The organism is Kluyvera sp. 142486 (assembly GCF_046569695.1).
Classification (GTDB): Bacteria; Pseudomonadota; Gammaproteobacteria; order Enterobacterales; family Enterobacteriaceae; genus Kluyvera.
In genome coordinates, this window is sequence record NZ_JBKHUI010000018.1 from 25,080 (window position 1) to 46,313 (window position 21,234).

The 21,234-nt window shown below is 53.5% G+C and carries 23 protein-coding genes; 11 read left to right on the forward strand and 12 right to left on the reverse strand.

Features of this window, described 5'->3' with window-relative positions; genetic code table 11:
* Positions 1 to 11 precede the first annotated feature (11 nt).
* On the reverse strand, positions 12 to 3,062 hold the full coding sequence (gene fdnG, locus ACLGE8_RS18310) for a formate dehydrogenase-N subunit alpha (protein ID WP_411000292.1): 3,051 nt from the start codon (positions 3,060 to 3,062) through the stop codon (positions 12 to 14).
* Positions 3,063 to 3,566: 504 nt separating this feature from the next.
* Here fdnG and fdhD point away from each other — a divergent pair.
* Positions 3,567 to 4,316, forward strand: a complete 750-nt coding sequence (gene fdhD / locus ACLGE8_RS18315; RefSeq protein ID WP_411000293.1) for a formate dehydrogenase accessory sulfurtransferase FdhD — start codon at positions 3,567 to 3,569, stop codon at positions 4,314 to 4,316.
* Here fdhD and ACLGE8_RS18320 read toward each other — a convergent pair.
* Together ACLGE8_RS18320 and ACLGE8_RS18325 are read right to left on the reverse strand one after the other, a co-directional pair.
* Entirely contained in the window at positions 4,283 to 4,792 is a 510-nt protein-coding gene (locus ACLGE8_RS18320; protein ID WP_411000295.1) for a YgjV family protein, read from the reverse strand. The two genes, fdhD and ACLGE8_RS18320, sit on opposite strands and share 34 nt — an antisense overlap.
* Positions 4,793 to 4,851: 59 nt before the next feature.
* A complete protein-coding gene (locus ACLGE8_RS18325; RefSeq protein ID WP_411000297.1) occupies positions 4,852 to 5,373 on the reverse strand; it encodes a Crp/Fnr family transcriptional regulator in 522 nt (173 codons plus the stop codon).
* A gap of 130 nt (positions 5,374 to 5,503) precedes the next feature.
* On the opposite strand from ACLGE8_RS18325, the gene ACLGE8_RS18330 reads away from it, so the two are divergent.
* Positions 5,504 to 5,716 (forward strand): DUF1471 domain-containing protein, encoded by a 213-nt coding sequence (locus tag ACLGE8_RS18330; RefSeq protein ID WP_395597071.1) that lies wholly within the window; start codon positions 5,504 to 5,506, stop codon positions 5,714 to 5,716.
* A gap of 185 nt (positions 5,717 to 5,901) precedes the next feature.
* Here the strand turns inward: ACLGE8_RS18330 and ACLGE8_RS18335 are convergent, their stop codons facing one another.
* The 7 genes from ACLGE8_RS18335 to ACLGE8_RS18365 all read right to left on the reverse strand — a co-directional run bounded on the left by ACLGE8_RS18335 (position 5,902) and on the right by ACLGE8_RS18365 (position 13,507).
* Entirely contained in the window at positions 5,902 to 6,867 is a 966-nt protein-coding gene (locus ACLGE8_RS18335) for an NAD(P)-dependent oxidoreductase (RefSeq protein ID WP_411000299.1), read from the reverse strand.
* Positions 6,868 to 6,915: 48 nt separating this feature from the next.
* Positions 6,916 to 7,758 (reverse strand): PTS system mannose/fructose/sorbose family transporter subunit IID, encoded by an 843-nt coding sequence (locus ACLGE8_RS18340; protein WP_411000300.1) that lies wholly within the window; start codon positions 7,756 to 7,758, stop codon positions 6,916 to 6,918.
* Positions 7,751 to 8,551 carry a PTS sugar transporter subunit IIC gene (locus ACLGE8_RS18345; RefSeq protein WP_333499955.1) on the reverse strand — a complete coding sequence of 267 codons (801 nt, stop codon included), beginning with the start codon at positions 8,549 to 8,551 and terminating at the stop codon, positions 7,751 to 7,753. Before ACLGE8_RS18345 ends, ACLGE8_RS18340 begins: the two co-directional genes overlap by 8 nt.
* A gap of 11 nt (positions 8,552 to 8,562) precedes the next feature.
* Positions 8,563 to 9,060 (reverse strand): PTS sugar transporter subunit IIB, encoded by a 498-nt coding sequence (locus ACLGE8_RS18350; protein WP_333499954.1) that lies wholly within the window; start codon positions 9,058 to 9,060, stop codon positions 8,563 to 8,565.
* Between the two features lie 12 nt (positions 9,061 to 9,072).
* A complete protein-coding gene (locus ACLGE8_RS18355; RefSeq protein ID WP_411000302.1) occupies positions 9,073 to 10,251 on the reverse strand; it encodes a glycoside hydrolase family 88 protein in 1,179 nt (392 codons plus the stop codon).
* The gene (locus tag ACLGE8_RS18360) at positions 10,248 to 10,730 is read right to left on the reverse strand and encodes a PTS sugar transporter subunit IIA (RefSeq protein ID WP_411000304.1); all 483 of its coding nucleotides are present in this window, start codon (positions 10,728 to 10,730) and stop codon (positions 10,248 to 10,250) included. The genes ACLGE8_RS18355 and ACLGE8_RS18360 overlap by 4 nt, the downstream gene beginning before the upstream one ends.
* Positions 10,731 to 10,903: 173 nt before the next feature.
* The gene (locus tag ACLGE8_RS18365; protein WP_411000306.1) at positions 10,904 to 13,507 is read right to left on the reverse strand and encodes a sigma 54-interacting transcriptional regulator; all 2,604 of its coding nucleotides are present in this window, start codon (positions 13,505 to 13,507) and stop codon (positions 10,904 to 10,906) included.
* A 548-nt stretch (positions 13,508 to 14,055) separates the two neighbouring features.
* Between ACLGE8_RS18365 and ACLGE8_RS18370 the strand changes: the two genes are divergently transcribed.
* The 8 genes from ACLGE8_RS18370 to ACLGE8_RS18405 all read left to right on the forward strand — a co-directional run bounded on the left by ACLGE8_RS18370 (position 14,056) and on the right by ACLGE8_RS18405 (position 19,226).
* Positions 14,056 to 15,036 carry a 6-phosphofructokinase gene (locus tag ACLGE8_RS18370; RefSeq protein WP_411000308.1) on the forward strand — a complete coding sequence of 327 codons (981 nt, stop codon included), beginning with the start codon at positions 14,056 to 14,058 and terminating at the stop codon, positions 15,034 to 15,036.
* Positions 15,037 to 15,047: 11 nt separating this feature from the next.
* Positions 15,048 to 15,362, forward strand: coding sequence for a PTS sugar transporter subunit IIB (locus ACLGE8_RS18375; RefSeq protein WP_185668838.1), 315 nt, complete (start codon positions 15,048 to 15,050; stop codon positions 15,360 to 15,362).
* Positions 15,355 to 16,722 (forward strand): PTS sugar transporter subunit IIC, encoded by a 1,368-nt coding sequence (locus ACLGE8_RS18380; protein WP_333499949.1) that lies wholly within the window; start codon positions 15,355 to 15,357, stop codon positions 16,720 to 16,722. The genes ACLGE8_RS18375 and ACLGE8_RS18380 overlap by 8 nt, the downstream gene beginning before the upstream one ends.
* Positions 16,709 to 17,551, forward strand: coding sequence for a class II fructose-bisphosphate aldolase (locus ACLGE8_RS18385; protein ID WP_411000310.1), 843 nt, complete (start codon positions 16,709 to 16,711; stop codon positions 17,549 to 17,551). The genes ACLGE8_RS18380 and ACLGE8_RS18385 overlap by 14 nt, the downstream gene beginning before the upstream one ends.
* Positions 17,552 to 17,610: 59 nt before the next feature.
* Positions 17,611 to 17,880, forward strand: coding sequence for a hypothetical protein (locus ACLGE8_RS18390; RefSeq protein ID WP_411000312.1), 270 nt, complete (start codon positions 17,611 to 17,613; stop codon positions 17,878 to 17,880).
* A gap of 9 nt (positions 17,881 to 17,889) precedes the next feature.
* Positions 17,890 to 18,327, forward strand: a complete 438-nt coding sequence (locus ACLGE8_RS18395) for a PTS sugar transporter subunit IIA (RefSeq protein ID WP_411000314.1) — start codon at positions 17,890 to 17,892, stop codon at positions 18,325 to 18,327.
* Positions 18,324 to 18,878 (forward strand): AAA family ATPase, encoded by a 555-nt coding sequence (locus ACLGE8_RS18400; protein ID WP_411000316.1) that lies wholly within the window; start codon positions 18,324 to 18,326, stop codon positions 18,876 to 18,878. The genes ACLGE8_RS18395 and ACLGE8_RS18400 overlap by 4 nt, the downstream gene beginning before the upstream one ends.
* A gap of 135 nt (positions 18,879 to 19,013) precedes the next feature.
* Positions 19,014 to 19,226 (forward strand): DUF1471 domain-containing protein, encoded by a 213-nt coding sequence (locus tag ACLGE8_RS18405; RefSeq protein WP_395597071.1) that lies wholly within the window; start codon positions 19,014 to 19,016, stop codon positions 19,224 to 19,226.
* A gap of 135 nt (positions 19,227 to 19,361) precedes the next feature.
* On the opposite strand, the gene ACLGE8_RS18410 is transcribed toward ACLGE8_RS18405, so the two are convergent.
* Both ACLGE8_RS18410 and ACLGE8_RS18415 read right to left on the reverse strand, forming a co-directional pair.
* Positions 19,362 to 19,685, reverse strand: a complete 324-nt coding sequence (locus ACLGE8_RS18410; protein ID WP_333499944.1) for an AzlD domain-containing protein — start codon at positions 19,683 to 19,685, stop codon at positions 19,362 to 19,364.
* On the reverse strand, positions 19,685 to 20,335 hold the full coding sequence (locus ACLGE8_RS18415; protein ID WP_411000395.1) for an AzlC family ABC transporter permease: 651 nt from the start codon (positions 20,333 to 20,335) through the stop codon (positions 19,685 to 19,687). The genes ACLGE8_RS18410 and ACLGE8_RS18415 overlap by 1 nt, the downstream gene beginning before the upstream one ends.
* Positions 20,336 to 20,449: 114 nt before the next feature.
* Here ACLGE8_RS18415 and ACLGE8_RS18420 point away from each other — a divergent pair, with 114 nt between their 5' ends.
* Entirely contained in the window at positions 20,450 to 20,998 is a 549-nt protein-coding gene (locus tag ACLGE8_RS18420; protein WP_411000318.1) for a helix-turn-helix domain-containing protein, read from the forward strand.
* The last annotated feature ends 236 nt before the right edge of the window (positions 20,999 to 21,234 follow it).

Genomic DNA, 21,234 nt, shown 5'->3' on the forward strand with positions numbered 1-21,234 from the left:
GGTCGTCTCCGTTACACCTTTTCCACGTTCACCAGGAAGGACTTGAATTCCGGCGTCTGCGAGTTCGCATCGCCGACGGACGGCGTCAGGGTGTTGGCAATAAACCCTTTCTTCGCCACGCCTTCATAGCCCCAGTGGATTGGAATACCGATGGTATCGATATCCTTACCGTCAACTTTCAGCGTGCGGATACGCTTGGTCACCACCGCCTTGGCTTTGATATAGCCGCGGTTGGAGGAGACCTTCACGGTATCGCCGTGGCCGATGCCGAGCTTATCGGCCAGCTTCTCACCAATCTCCACGAACTGTTCCGGCTGTGCGATGGCGTTAAGCAGCGCATGCTTAGTCCAGTAGTGGAAGTGCTCGGTCAGACGGTAGGTGGTACCGACGTACGGGAACTTATCCGCTTTACCCAACGCTTCCCTATCGCCTTTAAAGATACGGGCGGCAGGGTTGGAGATGACGTTCGGGTGCAGCGGGTTAGTGCCCAGCGGCGTTTCAAACGGCTCGTAGTGTTCCGGGAACGGACCTTCTGCCATCTTATCGAGGGCGAACAGGCGACCCATCCCTTCCGGCTGCATGATAAACGGCCCGACGTTGCTGCCCGGCGCCGCGGTGCTGTAGTCCGGAATATCCACGCCGCCCCATTTCACGCCGTCCCATTTGATGAGCTGGCGCTTCGGATCCCACGGGTTACCCTGTGGGTCTGCGGAAGCACGGTTATAGAGGATGCGGCGGTTCAGCGGCCATGCCCAGGCCCAGCCCAGCGTGTTGCCAAGGCCGGATGGATCGGCGTTATCGCGACGCGCCATCTGGTTGCCGTCCGGCGTCCAGCTACCGGCAAAGATCCAGCAGCCGCTGGCGGTGGTACCGTCATCGCGCAGTTGAGCGAACGAGCTCAGCAGTTGGCCTTTCTTCACGATAACCGCACCGGTAGCCGGGTCGACAATATCCGCCAACGCTTTACCGTTGTTCTCCATCGCCACTTCCTCAGACGCAGGCTCATCCGGCGTTGAGTAGTTCCAGCTCATATTCAGTACCTGCTCAGGTACCGGGCCGCCTTCTTCGGCGTACATCTTACGCAGGCGTAAGAAGATACCGGCCAGGATCTCACCGTCGGTGACGGCATCCCCCGGGGCGTCCGCGCCCTTCCAGTGCCACTGCAGCCAGCGGCCGGAGTTCACGATAGAGCCGTTCTCTTCGGCGAAGCAGGTGGACGGCAGGCGGAACACTTCGGTCTGGATTTTCGACGGGTCAACATCGTTCGACTCGCCGTGGTTTTGCCAGAAGGTCGCCGTTTCGGTGTTGAGCGGGTCAATGGTGACGAGGAACTTCAGTTTAGAAAGCGCCGCGACGGTTTTGTTTTTGTTCGGGAATGAGGCAACCGGGTTAAAGCCCTGGCACAGATAGCCGTTGACCTTGCCCTCTTTCATCATCTCGAAGTACTGCAGGACGTCGTACCCTTTGTCCCACTTCGGCAGCCAGTCAAAGCCCCAGCTATTTTCCGCCGTTGCTTTATCGCCGTAGAAGGTCTTCATCATCGAGACGAAGAATTTCGGGTAGTTGCCCCAGTAGTTCACCTGACCATCCAGCAGCGGCTTAGGCGTGTTGGCGGTGAGGTAAGTTTGCAGGTCAGTCTGCTTCTCGTTTGGCAGCGTCATATAGCCCGGCAGGCTCGTTGACAGCAGGCCGAGGTCAGTCAGACCCTGGATGTTGGAGTGGCCGCGCAGGGCGTTCACGCCGCCGCCTGCCATGCCCATATTACCGAGCAGCAGCTGGATCATCGCCATGGTACGGATGTTCTGCGAACCGATGGAGTGCTGCGTCCAGCCCAGTGCATACAGGAACGAGGCGGTTTTATCGTGCGCGCTGGTTTCTGCGATGTACTCGCAGACTTTCAGGAAGTCGGCTTTTGGCGTACCGCAGATATTTTCAACCATCTCCGGCGTATAGCGGGAAATATGTTGTTTCAGCAGATTCCAGACGCAGCGCGGATGGGTGAGGGTGGTATCGCGTTTAGCGTGACCGTTCTCATCCAGCTCGTAGTTCCAGGAGGTCTTATCGTACTTACGCGCTTCGGCGTCGTAGCCGCTGAACAGGCCGTCGTTGAAGCTAAAGTCTTCACGCACGATAAGGCTGGCGTTGGTATAGGCTTCGGTGTACTCACGGTTGAATTTTTCGTTATTCAACAGGTACAGCATCACGCCCGACAGGAAAGTAATGTCGGTACCGGAGCGAATAGGGGCGTAGAAATCCGCCACTGACGCGGTTCGCGTAAAGCGGGGATCGATAACAATCAGCTTCGCGCCGTTATGGATCTTGGCTTCCATCGCCCAGCGGAACCCCACCGGATGCGCTTCTGCCGCGTTCCCACCCATCACGACGATGAGGTTGGCGTTCTTGATATCAACCCAGTGGTTGGTCATCGCACCGCGACCAAATGTTGGAGCAAGACTTGCTACCGTTGGTCCGTGTCAGACACGCGCTTGGTTGTCGACCGCGAGCATACCGAGCGCGCGGGAGAATTTCTGCGTTAAGAATCCGGTTTCGTTACTGGAAGCAGAGGCGCACAGCATACCGGTGGTCAACCAACGGTTAACGGTGGTACCTGCTTCGTTTTTCTCGATAAAGTTGGCGTCGCGGTCGGCCTTCATCAGCTTAGCGATGCGGTCGAACGCTTCGTCCCAGCTGATTTGCTGCCATTTATTGGAGCCAGGTGCGCGGTATTCAGGGTACTTCAGACGGCTTTCAGAGTGGATAAAGTCCACCAGACCTGCCCCTTTCGGGCACAGCGCGCCGCGGTTTACCGGGTGATCCGGGTCCCCTTCGATGTGGAAAATTGAGGCTTTTGCGTTTTTTGCGCCGTCGCCGAGGCTATACATTAAAAGCCCACAACCGACAGAGCAGTAAGTGCAGGTGTTACGGGTCTCACGGGTGCGCAGTAATTTATACTGCCGTGTTTCCGCGAGTGCGATGCCTGGGGCAAATCCCAGTGCGGCTGCCGTGGTTCCTGCCATACCGCCAGCGCAGATCTTAAAGAACTGCCTTCTGCTGACCTGCATGGTTCGCTCCTTGTTTCGACATTGTCATTGCTTGTAGTTGTTCTCCGTCGTAGTCAGACGAAGATTCTGAATACTAAGATGCCCTCAGTTCCAGGAGGGCTTTGGTTCAGAATACCACAATATCGGTAGGCTTGTTCTAATGCGGTTAATGGCAGGTGAATGGATTTTGCTGGGGTTAACATTGAATCGTGAGATTTATCACATTTAACCCTGTTTATCGCGCTAATTTGGTGGGCGATTAGCGAAGATAACCACAAGGTAGTACCTATAGTTTACACCGTCTTTTTGTAGCAGAATGTCGCTAAAAAATGCGCACTGTGCGTTATTGCACCACAAAGTTGATCCATAATAAGCCTTAATTCCCTCCTGTTGTGATGGAATAGATGCCCCTTATTTTTGATGTCGTTCAGAGTACTTGCCGTGTTTAATGTTAAAGATGAAGTCGAACCCTCGTTGCAGTTGATTGGCGCGGTCGAGCGTTCCGTCTTCAGAAGGCCAAAAATTATGCAACCGACACAGGATATTCTTGCTGAAGAAGTTCCCGTTGCGCTGGTCTACAACGGCATTTCTCACGTCGTGATGATGGCGACGCCGAAAGACCTCGAAGCCTTTGCGATTGGTTTTTCCCTGTCGGAAGGCATCATCGAACATCCGCGTGAAATTTTCGGCATGGACGTGGTGCCAGCCTGCAACGGCACGGAAGTCAGAATTGAACTCTCCAGCCGCCGCTTTATGGGGCTCAAAGAGCGTCGCCGCGCGCTCGCCGGGCGCACCGGATGTGGCGTCTGCGGCGTTGAACAGCTCAACGATATCGGTAAACCCATTCAGCCGCTGCCTTTCAGCCAGACCTTCGACCTGGCCCATCTTGATCATGCGCTCAGACACTTAAACGATGTTCAGCCAGTTGGCCGCGAAACGGGCTGCACCCATGCGGCGGCTTGGATCATGCCGTCGGGGGAGCTGGCGGGCGGGCATGAAGATGTGGGTCGCCATGTGGCGCTGGATAAACTGCTGGGTCATCGTGCGCAGGAAGGCGCGCGCTGGCAGCGGGGCGCCGCGCTGGTTTCCAGCCGCGCCAGCTATGAAATGGTGCAGAAGTCCGCCATGTGCGGCGTCGAGATTTTGTTTGCGGTCTCCGCAGCCACCACCCTGGCGGTGGAAGTGGCCGAGCGCTGCAACCTGACGCTGGTGGGCTTTTGCAAACCAGGCAGAGCGACGATTTATACCCACCCAGAGCGTTTATTGACGGAGTAATGATGCCAGGCAGCCAGCAAAATGCTGCCTGAAAACGCCATCTCCATGATGATAGCCACCGGCGAACCGACAATCACATTGTTTAGCACCCAGCATAAACTGCCCCCCAGCGTGTATCCTCGCAGTTTATTGGTCTTATCCTGAAAAGAGGCGAAGGTCATCAGCAGACTGCCGGCCAACGGCAACAGGTTCGTCATTCCCTGCCAGAAACAGGCGCTACAGATTACCGACGCCGCCATAAATATCCACATTGCCCATAGACGCCGCGTCAGGATCGCTGTCGTAAAGCGGCAAGCCGCAATCGCCATCAACCCGGATGCCACAGGCTGCTCCAGCAGATAAAAATGGAGCGCCAGCAGGCTGGTTGAGCTGGCAAGAAGGGTTAGCGTCATGGTTCGGCGGCGAAAGTGAAAGGCGGAAATATCCAGCCCAAAGCTGATGCCGGCAAGGATCTGGGAAACAAGAAATGTGGTCATAACGGACGCCATTGCACAAATGAATGGCGGAACAATAAGTGACGCCATCGGCGATGGCGTTAACCTTTGTTAAGACGTTGGCGAATACGCGAAAGGCTGACCGGCGTAATCCCGATATAGCTGGCGAGATCCCGCTGCGTAAGCTGTGACTCCCAGTCCGGGAACTGGCTCTGAATATACCGATAGCGTTGCTCAGGGGTATTGAGCAGCAGCATCTGCTCCTTTTTTTCTTTGTAGATAAGTTGCTGAATGAGAAGCTGCATTTTGCAGTCCTGATTTTCGGCGGCATCCAGAAAAGAGAGGGGAACTTCACTGACTTCTCCCGCCGCGAGCGCCTGCAGGCTGTAATCAGCAGGGGTAGCCGTTAGCCAGTTGAGATATAAAAAGCAGCACTCCCCCGCAAAATAGAACTCTTTTACCCGCTCTACGCCCTGGTCTGAGTGATAAACCGCGCGAACAACACCATGATGCAAATAGTAAAAATGATTTTGCACCTCTCCCTGATGCAAGAGCCAGGTGCCTGCAGGCAGCGGTTTTTTTCGGTTCTCCAGTAATCCTTTTTGATCCTGATTGAATAGCATATTTCTATCTCAAAAAAATTGAATGATAAATGCAAATCATTCCGCTATTAGTTGATGGGAGTGTGGCCTACTATTTATCACATCAAGGCAATGTGCCTTATCCAAACAACTAAATTAAAGGGTTTACATCATGAAAAGCATCAAAACTTTTGTCGCAGTTATCGCACTCGCCGCTTCTTTCGGTACCTTCGCTGCTCAGACCGTGACCGCAACCGCCTCTACCATTGACGGTGCAGAAGCGAAAATTGCCGCCCAGGCTGAACAGGCGGGGGCAAGTTCCTACAAAATTACCCAGGCTTATTCCGGTAACCGCGTGCACATGACCGCCGAACTGACCAAATAAGCTTCCGCTACTGTCGAAAGAGCGCCCTCGGGGCGCTTTTTTCGTTTTTAAGCGGTAGACCAGATAAGCCCTCGTCTGGAAGCACTCGCGCAAGTTGCCTGATGGCGGCGTAAATACCTTTTCTGACCTATCGTTTCTCGCCGCAGGCCAGCGCCTGACTATATAAATCCTCTGAAGGATGTCGTTTATAAACGTGTTGAAATCTCATGCTGCAGCGGCTCACCTTTCAACCAGCGCTGGAATTCATCCAGTACGCAGTGAACCAAACGCCGGGTCTCATTATTCAGCGCTCCAGCAATATGGCTGGTTAACTGCACGTTCGGAAGTGTATATAACGGTGATGTTGCATCAGGTGGTTCAGGTTTGGTGACATCCAGAATAGCGGTCAGATCGGGGCGTTCTTCCAGTACGTTGATGAGGTCTTTTTCGTTTACCTGCATGCCTCTCCCGGTATTAATAAATACGGCTCCAGTACGCATTCTTTGAAAAAGATTTCTATCAAGAATACCTATGTTATCAGCGCGGTTAGGTAAATGATTACTGATAACCCACGCACTAGAAAAGGCATCTTCCAAAGAAAGCGTTCGTTTATCCGGCCTTGATGGAATCACCACCACATCAAGAGCGAACGGAACTAATAAAGTTTGCAACGCTTGAGAGATTGCGCCTGCACCAAGTAGCGCAACCCGTTCTTGATAATTTCCGGGCGCGGAATGCTGGTTCGCCAGCACTGAAAATTGTTCCGGGCAACTGTATTCCCGCTGATTACGGTAATAGCCCTTACAGCCTAATAAGATCTGTGCGAGACAAAATTCAGCGACAGGAACAGCATTGGCTCGCCATGCACTGACAATTTTTATCTTACGAGCGAGATAGGGAGCCGAGAAGTAATCCGTCGCACCCGCAGCATAAAAAATAACCTTCAGGCTAGATAAGTTATCCAGCTGTACTTCACTTAAGGTGAACATACCCCAGGTGGAAAAAATGAACTCAATGTCTTTTAGCGCCGATAGGTGCTGGTTGATATTTTCCGGGGTAATGAGTACAGGATAGAGATTGCAGCGAGAAGCAATGTCGGTGAGATGAATTGATTGAAAAACCTGATGAAATTTCTCAGGCTGACAAGAAAACAACGCGGCATGCCAGACCATAAATACTCCGTGCCAGGCTCCCTTGTCTTGAAGGGAGCCTGGGAGGGGTTAAATAATCCCAACGCCTGCGGCGGCGAAACCGAAGACAATCAGCATGATGAGCACTTTGTTCGGGCTCACTTTTTTGTTCAGTAGCTTCAGGCAGCCCAACACCAGCAGCAGCGGAATCAGCCCGACGCAGATTTTGTCGAGGATCTCCTGCAATACAAACGGCTGCCCGGCGATGGTGGTTTTAAAGGTGGTGGTAAATTTCACCATGCTGGCGCTCATTGCACCCACCATCATCAGGCCCATCATGGCCGAGGCTTTGGTGATGCAGGAAAGTAAGCCAGACTGCGTCGCTTCGGCGATGTACTTCGAACCCAGCCGATAGCCCATGACTCCACCGTAGTAGCGCAGCAGTAAGCTTGGGATGTTGTAAATCAACAGGAACAGCAGCGGCCCCAGCGGGTTCCCCTGTGATGCCAGGCCGATCGCAATCCCCGTTGCAATGATGCGCAGCACGCCATAGAAGAAGGAGTCGCCGACGCCCGCGAACGGCCCCATCAAGGCCACTTTGATACCGTTAATACTGGAGGTATCAAATTCTGGGTTGGCGGCATTCTCTTTTTCCATTGATAGCGTCAGGCCCATAATGAACGGCGCCAGATGCTGGTTGGTATTGAAAAACTGGCTGTTGCGTTTGAGCGACTCAACGTAGCCGTGCGGGTTGCCGGTATAGATCTTCTTGAGCAGCGGCGCCAGAATCCAGCCGTAGCTCAGCCCCTCCATACGGGTGAAGTTCATGGAGCCCAGCAGCTGGAACTGGCGGAAGAACAGCTGGCGGAACATCTTTTTCTCATCCTTGCTGTCGTCGCCTGCGCTTACCGCGCTGTTGTGGATATCAGTCATTGAAGAACCCATCCTTATCGTCAACCGACGCACTTGCGGCAGTGGTGGCTTGTTTATTGGCTTTCAACTGGTTGAATTCGTTGAAGCAGATATAAACGGCAACGGAAGCGGCGATAATCGCGATGCCCATAATCGGCAGTTGCAGATAAGCCGCCATGGCGAAGCCGATAAAGAAGAAGGCTGCGATATTTCGGTTCCACAGTGCCTTGAGCAAAATGGCAAAGCCCAGAGCGGGAAGAATGCCGCCAACCGCCGTCATACCGCGCATAACGGTATCCGGAATGCTTTCCACCAGGCTGCGGATCACATCGGTACCAAACAGAATGCCGAAGAAGGCCAGTACCGCAAACGGCACGCCGTAGAACATCGTCATTCCTAGGGTGATGCCGAGCGCGGCGCGGTCGCGCCCCTCTTCAAGCAAAGCGTCATATTTCTCAACCAGTGCGGTATAAACCAGCTTCAGCACCTGGTAAACAAAGACCGCCAGCAGGCTGATCGGCAGGGCTAATGCCACCGCAACCGCAGGTTCAGCGTGGGTGAGAATGGTGAACGCAGTAGCCAGAACCGAACCCACCGCCAGGTCGGCAGGCACCGAGCCGCCGATGGTGATAGTGCCGAGAAAAATCAGCTCAAGCGTAGCGCCGATGATAATTCCCTGCTGAAAATCTCCCAGCACGAAACCGACCATCGCGCCGCAGATTAGCGGGCGTTCAATCAGCGGCTGGCCGAGCGTATGGTCAGCGAACTTGGCGATATACATCACCAGCGCGACAAGTAGTGCAGACGTTAACATAGCGACCTCGCTTAACTAGCAGCGTTATCCAGCATCTCAATCAGGTTTTTCACCGGATGAGAGGGCAGTACCTGGTATTCCACCTTCACGCCGCGCGCGGCGATGGCATGAAAATCAGCCACGTCTTCCGGCGTCACGTACACGGTGTCGCTAATGCGTTTTTTCGCCGCCAGATTGTCGGTGATACGCCCAAAGTTGGCGACGTTCAGGGTTTTGATGCCGTCAGCCTGTTCAACGAGGCGACGCGCATCGGCGGCATTGTTGACGATCACCATAATTTTCATCGCCTCGGAGCGCGGGTCGTTGAGAATATCGCCCGCGTCTTTGACTGCCATAATCGCGCACTTCGCGGTATCAGGAGCCGCCATGCGCAGCGACATCTTCTGCACTTCGTTATTCACGATCTGATCGTTGGCGACCAGAATACGGTTAACACCGAGATGCTTGGTCCAGACCACGGCAACCTGGCCGTGGATCAGGCGATCGTCAATTCGTACTAAAGAAATCATGTGTAGCTCCAGTTAGCAAAAGTAGGGGGTCCAGACGCGGGAAAGGCGAACCAGGGCTTCGAAATAGAAATAATCGCCCCAGAGGTTAGGTTCGTTAATGCCCATGTTGCGGCCAAAGTTATAAACACCTTCACGCAGCAGGCCGTCCTGCGTGGGGGCAAAATAGTGCTCCCGCAAATTGCGCATCATCAGTTCGATGGCATTGCCGTAAGCGGGGCGCAGCGGGTCGGTTAACGGCAGCAGAGTAAGCAGCTCCGCCAGACCGCAGGCGGCAACGGCGGCAGCGGAGGTATCTCGCAGCGCGGTATCCTGCGGCGTGAAAATCAGATCCCAATAGCAGACAAAATCTTCTGGCAGACGGTTGAGAAAATAGTGCGCCAGCTTACGCGCCAGCTCCGGCTGAGCGGCGTCACCGGTATGGCGGAAGCCCAGCGCAAAGCCGTAAATCCCCCACGCCTGGCCGCGCGCCCAGCACGAGCTGTCGCTGAAGCCCTGATGGGTATCGCCGCGCAGCGGTTGGCCGCTGTGCACATCCATATAGAAAGTGTGGAAGCTGGAAGCATCTTCTCGCACCAGATAACGCGCGGCCTGCGCCAGGTGACGCGTCGCGGCTTCCCGCCACGCGGCGTTGCCGGTCTCATTGGCGGCCCAGAACAGCAGCGGCACGTTGAGGTTGCAGTCGATGATCATGCGTCCCTGGCGCGCCGGGTCGTTGAGATCGCCCCAGGCCTGGATCACGCCCGCCGTTTCGTTAAAGCGGTGATACAGCAGCTCAGCGGCGCGCAGCGCCAGACCACGGGCGCGAAGGTTGCCGGTGAGCTTCCAGGCGTTGACGCAGGAGAGCAGATAGAGAAAGCCCAGGTCGTGGGTGTCGACTTTAATCTGCTTATCAAGACGCTCTTCAAAACTGTCGAGCAACCCTTCCGCTACAGTGCGGTATTTGTCGTCGCCGGTCACTTCCCAGGCCAGCCACAGCATGCCGGTCCAGAATCCTTCGGTCCAATCGACCTTTTCTACCGCCGGGTAGCGGCCATCCGTTGCGCTGGCCGCCGGAAAGGTAGCGGTAAAGCGCGGCAGCATGGCATCAACCTTGGCGAGCACTTCGCGGAGCGCTTCGTTCAGCCAGCGTGAGTCTAAGCCCGGCTGCGTCGTAAGGTAGCGGCGATCGAGGGTTTCCAGCGCAACGTTCATGGCTGTGTCTCCGTGGCAAAAAAGTCGTCGATATCATCATCAGCGGCAGGCTGGGCGGCCTGGCGAGCGGCGAGAATTTCCGGCTGCACGTTCATGTACTGCATCGCGCCGCTGGCGGCGGCAATGGCGTCCTCAAGACGTGATGGAGTATCCGCATGATCGGAGAGGCAAAACTCCATCAGCATAATCAGATTGGCACCGCTAATAACCTGAACATGCGGGTATTTCACCAGCATCTGTACGGCGGTGTTGTTGACGCTGCCGCCGGGCATATCGGTAAACAGCACCAGCTCTTTTTGCTGGCCGAGCGTCTGTTGGGCGAGGGCCTCAAAGCGCACCGCCAGTTCGGCCGTGGAGCCAATCTCACCGCAGTAGGCGCAGATGGGCGTGACGCCATGATCGTCTCCAACCAGCAGGTTCAGCGCTGACACAATCCCTTCCGCATAGCGCCCGTGGGTTGCGATGTACATCTCTCGCATGTCGAATTCCTTCATTTTTTTCGGTATCTGTTGAGGATATTGCAACCGCCGTGCCATATTTTTATCTATATGATTTAATAGAGGAAATAATTAGTGTCCAGCGGTGTCGGTGGTGTTGATAGCGGCAAGAATGGGAGTGTCGAAGCGTCTGCCAGCCTGCGCTGGCAGAACGTTTAGTTGAGCGGGGCGGGCGCAATCCACGGTTCCATGATTTCATAAATCATCAGGACTTCGGTGAGCGGCAGGGTGATGTTGTACTTACGGTTGAGCGCCTGGAAGAAGGTGTCGTGCACGGCGACAAAGGCCTGCTGCTCAAGCGTCAGCCCAGCCTCCTCGCGATGGCGAACGCCGTTATTGACCATGACGCGTTCAATCATCAGCGCGATGTGCATAAACAGGTTAATGCGCAGGTAGCTCTCAAAATGAATTTTGTAGAACGCCTCATACTGTTTAATCACGGCTTCGACTTCATCGATAATCACTACCGGGTTGAGGAAGTTCAGGCGGCTGGCAACGCCCTCGACGGTAAACAGCTTCACCACCTCTTCGACCATGGGTTCTAACCCGCCTTCCATCAGCAAGCCGTTGAAGTAGTCTCGTTTAAGCACCTGGGCTTTTTCTTTGATCAACTGTTCGACGCTGATGAGCGGGATGTAGCCCGCTTCCAGATCGGTGGTCGTGATGATAAGCCGTGTGCCGTTGAGCGCCGGGTCTGCGCGGGCGATTTTCCACTTCAGGTCGTCATATTCCATGGTGAGGATGTCGATCTCTTCCTGCGGCAGGTAGCGCTGGACGATATCTTTCAGCTTGCGGGAAATACCCTCACCGGAGATGCAGGAAATGATAATCTTATTACCCGGCAGCATCCCCGCGTAGTAGCGCGTTTCCACCTCATAAGCACCCTTAGCGCCTTCGATAATTGCCTCCATCGGCAGCTTATCCTGGATTTTCCCCGCAATATCCAGCGCCATGGCGGTACTGACGTTGTTAATGACCAGCAGCTCGCCGTGCAGATGCAGCTTAATCTCTTCGTAGATCTCCTTGAGCGAGCCCATGTCGACCAGGATGATTAGCCCGGCCCCCTGCTTAAGGCGTGATAGATGCGCAATCAGCAAATCGATAATTTCGCGGGTGGAGGTGGCGTTCGGCATATCGAAGGCTTTGAAGTAGTAACCGCCGGTAAGCTGGTTTGCGATGCCGGCGATACTGGAGGCGGTCGAACGCCCGTGGGAGACGATAATCCCTTGAATCGGTGAGTCTTCACCTGCCAGCGAATGGAAGGTGCAGCTCAACAGGGGGAGTAGCAGCGGTAGAGGTGCGTGGTTCACATGCCTTTCCAGCAAAGCCATACATTCTTCAGCCAGCAGGCGCGCCTTCCCGGACACATAGTCAGCGATGGTCTGGAGCTCATCAATTTGCTCGGCGTGCTGAGGGGCATGCAATGCATAGGTCAGGCACAGCCAGACTGCTTTGCGGATCTCCTGCCCGCAGGCCACGCCGGTCAGGTTCTCCAGCTCATTAACGGCGTGCATAGTGTTTTGCCAAATATAGCCGCTGTAGAGCGCTTCCTGCGGGACGATGCCGTTCACCGTCGTGAGCAGATGTTCAATTTTGCGATTGAGCAGCATTACGTTGCCGCTGTGGCAAAACTCGCGAAAAATGACCTCGTCATGCATGGCTTTAGGCAGCAGGGCGTGGGCATTCAGGCTGTCTCCCGGTTTGCTGGCCGAAATCACCAGCGTCTCCCCGCCAGGGTGCGCGCCGTGGAGCGTGATGGCATTGGCGTCGCGGTTATCGCTCCAGGCGCTGGCGCACATGACTTTGATCTGGTTTTTCAGCTCGCCAATATTCCCCCGTACGGGTGAGGTGACGAGCTGGTGCATGAGCTGGGTATCCAGGTGGATATCTCGCCGCAGGCTCATCGCTTCCTGATGCAGGAACAGATTCACCTGCGCCACCCGCTCGGTCAGCGGACGGGAGATAAAATTGGGCAGCGTCACGCGCACCGGAATACGACGGCGGAAGGTATTGAGCAGTACCGTTTCGATATTTTCGGTGGTAGCGAAGATAAATCGCAACGAAGCAGGGTGGCGCGTGCGGTTATCGCCCAGGCGGTAGAAATAGCCTTTATCCATAAACAGGAACAATTTTTCCTGATTCTCTGCGGACAGTCGGTGCACCTCATCCAGGAAAAGAAAACCGCCGTTCGCATCATCAAACGCACCACGTTTGTCGCGGTCGGCGCCGGTGAAGGCGCCGCGGGTATAACCAAACAGGGTGGCGGACAGCAGTTCGGGGTTGTTGGCGTAGTCGGCGCAGTTCAGCTCTACAAAAGGTTTATCTGCGGCGATAACCCCACGATCTAAGGCATATTGATAAATGAGCGACGCGAGATGGCTTTTCCCCACGCCGCTTTCGCCAGAAAGCAGGATCGGCAAACCCTCTCCCGGGTAGTCTACCGCCGAGCGACATAGCGCGACGGCTTCTGCCAGGCTACCTTCGGCGCCGGTCAAATTCATAAAAGCATCGGACTGTTTCGACACTAATCTCGACGGCAGTACCCTTTGGCCCCCGTTGTGCTGCACATGAAAGCGAACCGGGCGAGTGTTTTCCTTACTCAAACGACCATCGTCGCATAGCCTGTTCAGATAATGACTGATGACGCTACGGTTAACCTGCATAAAGTCGGCACAGTCCTGGGCCGTGAATCCTGAAGGGCTTTCCGCATAGTGCGTGAGTATTTTGTGGAATAATTTTTCTTTTGCTGACAGCGCCATTTTTCAATGTCCTGCATAGAGTAGAAAATAGCGTCGAAAATAATTGGACACTAGACACTAATGTTTTTATTAGACACTCGATACTCTCCTCGCTTATATAGTAAAGTGAAACCCTGTTTTAACTGGAATGTGATCGCGATCGACCGATGTTTACTGCTGATATCTGCGGGTGGGCGCGAACGCTTCAGTTGCGGTTGTCGTTCCGGGCAACCGGTCAGTTCCTGACCTTGCTCTCCCTCTTGAGGCAAAAATATGTGTTGATGGTCACGATTTTGCGTTCTCATCAAAAAGCCATTTATCCGGAAAACCATTGGTTTAATTGCGGATATTAAAAAAGAAAATAACCTCATGATAAATAAAGTTTTTAATTAATGAATGTGGCGACAATCTCAATTTATAAATGAGATATTAATCACAAAAAACAGGTTGTTTTAATAGGTGTCAATATTAGCACTGGCCTAAATTATCGCAATTATGTGATCTTCGTTGCAAATAGATGTCTTGAAGTCAGGGAAAAATGCTTTCACGGAAACGGGTGAGGGCTGAAGATGAAAATCGGTATTGTCATTAGCGGCGGAGATGTCTCCGGAATAAATAATTTTATTTTCCAGGTCGCTAAAATCGCCAATGCGCAGATCACATTATTTAATGGTGGCATACCGGGTTTATTAGAGAAAAACCACCATGAGGTCTCCTGGTGTGATTTAGTGGATTTTTCTATTTCCGCTATCCCGATGATTACTTCCGGGCGCACGGCACGGAAATTACAGCGCAGTGAGTACGAAAATATTGCCAGAAAAATAAAATCATTACGTATTGATGTGCTGATTATGGCCGGAGGTGATGGCAGCCTGCAATTCCTGAATACGCTCAGTGAATTTGATATCAACTGCTTTGGCGTCGGTATGACGATCGACAATGATGTTTATGGCAGCGACTACACCATTGGTTTTTCTACCGCCTGCGAGCAAATAATCAAAGAGGTATCGCGCCTAAGAAATACCGGCAGGGCGCTTCCTGGGCGCGTTTTTATGGCGGAGATTCTGGGCGGTTACTGCGGCGAGTTAACGCTGCAATCGGCAATAAAAGCGAATGCCGATCTGGCGCTGATCCCGGAGGCACAGATCCCTCTCGACGCCCTTGCTGAGCGGATAAAGCAAAAGCTAAGCTGCCAGAATAGCGTGATTATCCTCTGCTCGGAGGGCTACACCCGCGAGTACTCTCCGGGTTTCCAGGGCGCTATTGATACCATGATAAAGCAGCTTGAACCGCGTATTGGCGTCCGTATCCGCAAAACCATCATTGGTTACGGCTTACGTAGTGGCGACCCGACCTGTGAGGAAATTTATCAGGGTACAATTATGGCGAATGAAGTGGTTCGCTGTATTCAATCTGGTATGAGAAATAAAGCCGTTATTATTAACTCAAGTAATAAACCTATTCCGATTGATTTAGTCAGTATGAAAAAACGTCTGGTTGATACCGACGGACACTATTATAAACTTGCCAAACAACTCAATATAATTTGAGGAGACCCTACATGCTGAAAATTCTCTGCGTATGTGGCTGCGGCCTCGGCTCAAGCTTTGCTATTGAAATGACTGCAAAGGCCGTTTTAAAAAAACTGGAAATTCCGGCACATATTGAACACACCACGGTATCGGAGGCCGGGGCATTTAAATCTGACATGATTCTGACGCAAAAAACCTTTGCCGATATTCTGACAGCCGATGCCAGCGAAGAAGAGATAAAACGTGTGGTGATATTAAATAAGCTGACGGATAAAGATGAGATCGAGCAAAAAATTGTCGCATTTTTAAATGAACGTAATTTACAGGTAGCCGACTATGAATAGTGTCGTTGAGTTTATCGTCAAAGATTTGCTCGGCCAGGCTTCAATACTCATCGCCTTTATTGCGATGCTGGGGCTTATCCTACAGAAAAAATCACCGGGCAAGACGGCTGAGGGCACGTTTAAAACCCTGCTCGGATTTTTAATCATGATGGCCGGTATCAACATCATTGTGGCCACGCTGACGTTCCTGAATGACATCTTCACTCAGGGCTTTGGCATGAAGGGCTACATTACCGATGTGGCGGCGATTGCCGGTTTAGCCAACCGCGAGTTGGGTTCCGAAGTGGCGCTGACGCTGCTGGTGATTTTTGCCGTCAACATCATCATCGCTCGCCTGACGCCGCTGAAATATATCTTCCTCACCGGCCAGGCGCTGCTGTGGATGGCGACTATTGGCGCCGTTATCGGCTATAAAGCCGGGCTGACGGGGCTGCCGTTGATTTTGACCGGTGGGATCTTCGGCGGCGTAATGGCGGTACTGATGCCCGCGCTGGCGCAGCCGGTGGTTCGGCGGATCACCGGCTCGGATGATGTTGCGCTGGGGCACTTCTGCACCATTGGTTACCTGGTGCAGGCGGCGGTCGCAAAAGTGGTCGGCAAAGGCTCTCGCTCTACGGAAGATCTTGAATTACCGGATAACTTCAAGTTTCTGCAGGATACCTATCTCGCCATGGCGGTGGTCATGGTGCCGATGTACCTCATCCCGGCAGTGGCGGCAGGCCCGGCGTATATCGGCCAGTTCTCTAACGGTATTAACTACCTGATGTACGCCTTTATGCAGTCCATCCAGTTTGTGGCTGGGGTCTTCGTTCTCTATAGCGGCGTGCGCCTGCTGCTCAATGAACTGGTGCCGGCGTTTCGCGGGATTGCAATGCGTATCGTCCCCGATGCCAAGCCGGCGCTGGACTGCCCGGTGCTGTTCCCTTATGCACCTAACGCCGTGATTGTTGGTTTCCTGGCGACCACGGTAGGTTCGATCATTGGCATGCTGGTCTTTCCGATGTTCGGTCTGGCGATGATTCTACCCGGCCTCCTTACTAACTTCTTTGCGGGCGGCACGGCTGGCGTATTCGGTAATGCGCTGGGCGGTCGCCGCGGGGCGATGATTGGCGGCGTGGTGCACGGGCTGTTTATCACCTTCCTGCCTGCCATCCTGGTACCGATGCTTGAAAGTTACGGCTTTACCGGCGTGACGTTCAGCGATTCGGATGTGATTAGTTCTGGGCTGGTATTAGGCCACGCCTTCCAGAATAACTGGTTATTTGTCGCGTTGTTTATTGTCTTTGTCGCCGCACTGGCATGGTTTGTAAACGGTAAATCAGCTAAGCCGAAAGGGGAAAACGTTCATGAGTCTGTATAACTTCAACGATATTCTTAACATTGCCCAGCAGAGAGATTTTAAAGCCATCGGATCGTTTAATTTGCACTGTATTGAAATGCTGCCCGCTTTTTTCAAAGCCGCACAGCAAAGCAATAGCCCGTTAATGATTCAAATCTCCACCGGGACGGCAGAATATTTAGGTTATCGTTTATTAGTAGATGCCGTGACCTCGCTGGCAGAAAGCGAAAATGTGCCGACCTGTCTGCATCTGGATCACTGTTCGGATATTAGCGCCATTGAAACGGCGATGAACGCCGGGTTTTCATCGGTGATGTATGACGGTTCTCACCTTAACCTGGAAGAGAATATTGGTAACACGCGCATTGTCGTCGAAATGGCACGCCCGCGTAATATAACGGTCGAGGGCGAGTTGGGCGCCATTGGTGGCTCCGAAGACGGCAAAGCTGTTGCCGTTGAGGATATCTGTTTCACCACGGTAGAGGATGCCAAACGTTTTGTGGATGAAACCCAGGTCGACATGCTGGCGGTCTCCGTCGGCACGGTACACGGGCTGTATACCGGCAAGGCAAAAATCCAGCACCAGCGACTTAAGGAGATTAGCGCGGCAACCGGCGTGCCTCTGGTGTTGCACGGCGGCACCGGCGTGAGCGATGAGGATATGCGCCTGGCGGTGACTGAGGGAATTAACAAGGTCAACGTTGGCACGGAAATGAATGTGCAGTGGGTTGACCAGTGCAAAACCGCATTTGAAAAAGGCAAAGTGAATGACAGCGTGCGGAAGTTTTTAATTCCAGCTAATAATGCCGTGACTCACGTATTAATGGAAAAGATCGCTTTATTTAAATAAACGTCTCTTTATTACTCGAGATTTCGTTACCCTGTTATTCATCAGGGAGGGGATTTGCTATGTTTGAATCATTGAAAACGTTGTGGAAAAAGCAAAACAGCCCGTTAGAAGATTATGACGAACAGTCGCTTCTGCTGGCGGAGGAAATATCCCGATTAGAAGGTGAATTACAGGGTAACCCGAGTGATGGCGAGATACAGAAAGCATTAATGTTGATTTATAACCGGGCGCTGTCGGTATATGCCAAAAGCAAGACGCACCGGCAGGAAATTGACGCACTGTTTATCCGTATCGATGAATTACGCAACATTATTCGCCGTAACATTTAGGGAGTGGGCATGACGATAAAAGAGCTACTCATAGAAGCCGATGCTATTCAGGTTGGCGTAGCGGAGTCGGACTGGCAGAAGGTGATTCAGTTGGCGGCCATGCCGCTGATTAAAAACGGTTACATCTCGGCTGATTACGGTCAGGCCGTTATTGAAAACACCCTGAATCACGGCGCGTATTATGTGTTTGACGAGGGGGTTGCCATTCCGCATGCGCGTCCCGAGTGCGGCGTGAAGCGGAACTGTTTTAGCCTGGTGCTGTTGGAAAAACCGATTCGCTTTGCCGAAAGCGAAGCCGCGGATATTGTCATTATGTTCGGCGCGCAGGACAGTAATGCGCATATTGAAGAGGGGATCCGCGCCATTATCTCGCTGCTGGATAACGATGAGCGCATGGCCAAACTGCGGGCGGCGAACTCGAAAGAGGAGGTGGTGGCGCTGCTATGAAAAGAGATCTTACGCCGAACGGTAAAACCGTCATTCTGGTGAACGGTATACCCGCCTCTGGAAAGAGCACCATCGCACGCCAGCTTTCACAGACGTTTGGCCTGCCGCTGCTGACTATCGACGGTATTAAAGAGCCCTTTATGGCGCGCTTTACCGATATCGATCGCCCCTTCAACCGCCAACTCGGCTGCGCCGCCTACGAGGCTATCTGGTCGATTGTGGAACAGTCCCCGGCGAGCTGTGTCTGGGTGATTGATGCCTGGTTTGGCTTCCAGCCTAAAGAGATGCTGCAGCGACTCGCCCAGAAAGCGGGGGTTGAACGGATTGTCGAAGTCTGGAATCAGATCCCTCCTGACGTCGCGGTAGCGCGCTATGCTCAGCGGTTAGCGCAGCGTTTGCCGGGTCATCCAGGAGAAGAGTATCTACCCGAACTGGCACTGCTGGCCGAGCGGGCCGAACCGATGCGTCTGGGGACAGTGTATTGCGTCGATCAGCAAACGCTGCCCAATATTGAAGAGGTCTACGACTGGGTTGAAGCGCAGCTGCGATAGTGTTGTAAAATTGATCAATTTATTTGAATGATGACAACAAATCCTTCCGCTTTTCGTTGAACGATGTGAGGGCTATTATTTATCACATCAAGGCAAAACGCCTTATCCAAACAACCAAGTGAAAGGGTTTACATCATGAAAAGCATCAAAACTTTTGTTGCAGTTATCGCACTCGCCGCTTCTTTCGGTACCTTCGCTGCTCAGACCGTCACCGCAACCGCCTCCACCATTGACGGTGCAGAAGCGAAAATTGCCGCTCAGGCAGAACAGGCAGGGGCAAGTTCCTACAAAATTACCCAGGCTTATTCCGGTAACCGCGTGCACATGACCGCCGAACTGACCAAATAAGCTATCCGCTACTGTCGAAAGAGCGCCCTTGGGGCGCTTTTTTCGTTTTAGCGGTAGGCCGGATAAGGCGTTTACGCCGCCATCCGGCAATCTGCGCGAATTCTGCCGGATGGCGCGTTGCTTATCCGGCCTACTTTAGTTGATACCTGCCAGACGCAGCAGCGCGGTCGCCACCGCAGCGGCAATAATCACCACGATAAGCGGCGCTTTGCGCCAGGCCAGAAACACCGCAAAACCTACCCCCAGCACGCGCGCCGCACCGGAGAAATGCTCTCCCTCATAGAACGTGGTCGCCAGCGCGACGGAAAAGAGCAGCACCGTGGCGGCATCGGAAAGCAACGCCTGCGAGCGCTCGGAAAAGGCCAGGCGGTTGCCTAGCTTTGCGCCGCCGAGGCGCATCAGATAGGTTCCCAGTGAAAGAATGACGATCCCGGCGATAAACAGCGTCATGTTACCCATTATTTTTTCCTCGCCAGCAGGCCAAACAGAGAAAGCAGGACCGGCAGCCCGACAGGTGCAAAGGGAACGGCAGCGAGCGACAGCGCCGCACCGCTGCAGGCACGAATCAGCGTGGTACGGTTTTTAAAGGCCGGGATCACTAACGCCAACAGGATGGCCGGAAAAACGGCATCCAGCCCGATGGTTTCCGGGGCCGGTAATAACCGTCCTACCGCCGCGCCAAACAGCGCGCCGAGTGGCCAGAAGAGGGCGACGCCAACCCCGCAGAGCCAGAAAGCGGCTTTACGCTGCTCGGGCGCGGGCTGCGAGAGGCCGAAGACCACGCTCTCGTCATTCATGATATGGCAGCCAATAAAGCTGGCGGCGCGCTTGCCCACCAGGTCACGCACCGTCACGCCGAAAGGAATATGGCGGGCATTGACTAGCAGGCCAGCAGCAGCGGCCGCCAACGGGTTACCGCCGCTGGCGACAATCCCGATAAACATAAATTCTGACGCGCCCGCGAGGACGGAGACCGAGAGCAGCAGCGGCACCCATAGCGGAAAACCGTAGGCCATTGCCAGCGAGCCATAAGAGACGCCGACCACGCCGACCGCCAGACAGACGAGGAAAATCGCCTTAATCGTGCTGCCTTTCAGGCAGGAGAACATTTTTAATGACATCTAAATTTACCATATCGAACGATATATCCATTATAATGAACGAATCAGTGTGGTAGTTCAAGATGAACGTTTCGTTCGATATATAAAACGATGGAGTTGTGTATGACACAGCCAATCAGCGTGATTGCCAAAAGCCTGGTGCGTGAGCGAGCGAGGACCGGATTGTCTCTGGCCGAAATCGCCCGCCGTGCCGGTATTGCCAAATCGACGCTTTCCCAGCTTGAAGCCGGGAACGGTAATCCTAGCCTGGAAACCTTATGGGCGCTTTGCGTCGCGCTGGACATTCCTTTTGCGCGTCTGCTTGAGCCGCAGCCCAATAAAACCCAGGTGATCCGCCGGGGGGAAGGGACGAAGGTCATCGCCGAGCAGGCCAATTATCAGGCTACGCTGCTTGCGACCTGCCCGCCGGGGGCGCGCCGTGATATCTATCTGCTGACCACGCAGCCGGGCGCAGACCGTATTTCACATCCGCATCCGCCGGGCTCTATCGAGCACATTATTGTCACCCAGGGGCGAGCACAGGTTGGCCCGACCGCCGCGCCGGAAGAGCTGAACGCCGGTGACTACATCTGCTACCCTGCCGACGAGCCGCACCTTTTTAAAGCGCTGGAGCCGGATACGCTGGCGATCCTGGTTGCCGAGCAGAACTGACCATAAAGACGCGCGGTGATATATCAATAACTGCGCGTATATTTATATATTAAAAATAATATTATATTTTTATTATTATCTTTATTGGATACACCTTATTTATATATTCATGGTTTATTTTTCTTTTCCCCTTCCGACCTGTTACCTCGCTCACGATATTAAACATAGGGTTATTTACCGGCTGAAACAATTTAGCTAGTGTCTTTAGGCTTGTTATGAAATATGTCTGTGCGTAA

What these genes read in the sequence shown, in the direction of transcription:
- ACLGE8_RS18330 (WP_395597071.1), top strand. Translation starts at nt 5,504, where the DNA reads ATGAAAAGCATCAAAACTTTTGTCGCAGTTATCGCACTCGCCGCTTCT.
- ACLGE8_RS18350 (WP_333499954.1), bottom strand. Translation starts at nt 9,060, where the DNA reads ATGATTTCTTTAGTACGAATTGACGATCGCCTGATCCACGGCCAGGTT.
- ACLGE8_RS18415 (WP_411000395.1), bottom strand. Translation starts at nt 20,335, where the DNA reads ATGTTCTCCTGCCTGAAAGGCAGCACGATTAAGGCGATTTTCCTCGTC.
- ACLGE8_RS18390 (WP_411000312.1), top strand. Translation starts at nt 17,611, where the DNA reads ATGTTTGAATCATTGAAAACGTTGTGGAAAAAGCAAAACAGCCCGTTA.
- ACLGE8_RS18360 (WP_411000304.1), bottom strand. Translation starts at nt 10,730, where the DNA reads ATGCGAGAGATGTACATCGCAACCCACGGGCGCTATGCGGAAGGGATT.
- ACLGE8_RS18345 (WP_333499955.1), bottom strand. Translation starts at nt 8,551, where the DNA reads ATGTTAACGTCTGCACTACTTGTCGCGCTGGTGATGTATATCGCCAAG.
- ACLGE8_RS18325 (WP_411000297.1), bottom strand. Translation starts at nt 5,373, where the DNA reads ATGCTATTCAATCAGGATCAAAAAGGATTACTGGAGAACCGAAAAAAA.
- ACLGE8_RS18385 (WP_411000310.1), top strand. Translation starts at nt 16,709, where the DNA reads ATGAGTCTGTATAACTTCAACGATATTCTTAACATTGCCCAGCAGAGA.
- ACLGE8_RS18380 (WP_333499949.1), top strand. Translation starts at nt 15,355, where the DNA reads ATGAATAGTGTCGTTGAGTTTATCGTCAAAGATTTGCTCGGCCAGGCT.
- ACLGE8_RS18335 (WP_411000299.1), bottom strand. Translation starts at nt 6,867, where the DNA reads ATGGTCTGGCATGCCGCGTTGTTTTCTTGTCAGCCTGAGAAATTTCAT.
- ACLGE8_RS18420 (WP_411000318.1), top strand. Translation starts at nt 20,450, where the DNA reads ATGACACAGCCAATCAGCGTGATTGCCAAAAGCCTGGTGCGTGAGCGA.
- ACLGE8_RS18395 (WP_411000314.1), top strand. Translation starts at nt 17,890, where the DNA reads ATGACGATAAAAGAGCTACTCATAGAAGCCGATGCTATTCAGGTTGGC.
- ACLGE8_RS18370 (WP_411000308.1), top strand. Translation starts at nt 14,056, where the DNA reads ATGAAAATCGGTATTGTCATTAGCGGCGGAGATGTCTCCGGAATAAAT.
- ACLGE8_RS18365 (WP_411000306.1), bottom strand. Translation starts at nt 13,507, where the DNA reads ATGGCGCTGTCAGCAAAAGAAAAATTATTCCACAAAATACTCACGCAC.
- ACLGE8_RS18400 (WP_411000316.1), top strand. Translation starts at nt 18,324, where the DNA reads ATGAAAAGAGATCTTACGCCGAACGGTAAAACCGTCATTCTGGTGAAC.
- fdhD (WP_411000293.1), top strand. Translation starts at nt 3,567, where the DNA reads ATGCAACCGACACAGGATATTCTTGCTGAAGAAGTTCCCGTTGCGCTG.
- ACLGE8_RS18355 (WP_411000302.1), bottom strand. Translation starts at nt 10,251, where the DNA reads ATGAACGTTGCGCTGGAAACCCTCGATCGCCGCTACCTTACGACGCAG.
- ACLGE8_RS18375 (WP_185668838.1), top strand. Translation starts at nt 15,048, where the DNA reads ATGCTGAAAATTCTCTGCGTATGTGGCTGCGGCCTCGGCTCAAGCTTT.
- ACLGE8_RS18320 (WP_411000295.1), bottom strand. Translation starts at nt 4,792, where the DNA reads ATGACCACATTTCTTGTTTCCCAGATCCTTGCCGGCATCAGCTTTGGG.
- ACLGE8_RS18340 (WP_411000300.1), bottom strand. Translation starts at nt 7,758, where the DNA reads ATGACTGATATCCACAACAGCGCGGTAAGCGCAGGCGACGACAGCAAG.
- ACLGE8_RS18410 (WP_333499944.1), bottom strand. Translation starts at nt 19,685, where the DNA reads ATGGGTAACATGACGCTGTTTATCGCCGGGATCGTCATTCTTTCACTG.
- ACLGE8_RS18405 (WP_395597071.1), top strand. Translation starts at nt 19,014, where the DNA reads ATGAAAAGCATCAAAACTTTTGTTGCAGTTATCGCACTCGCCGCTTCT.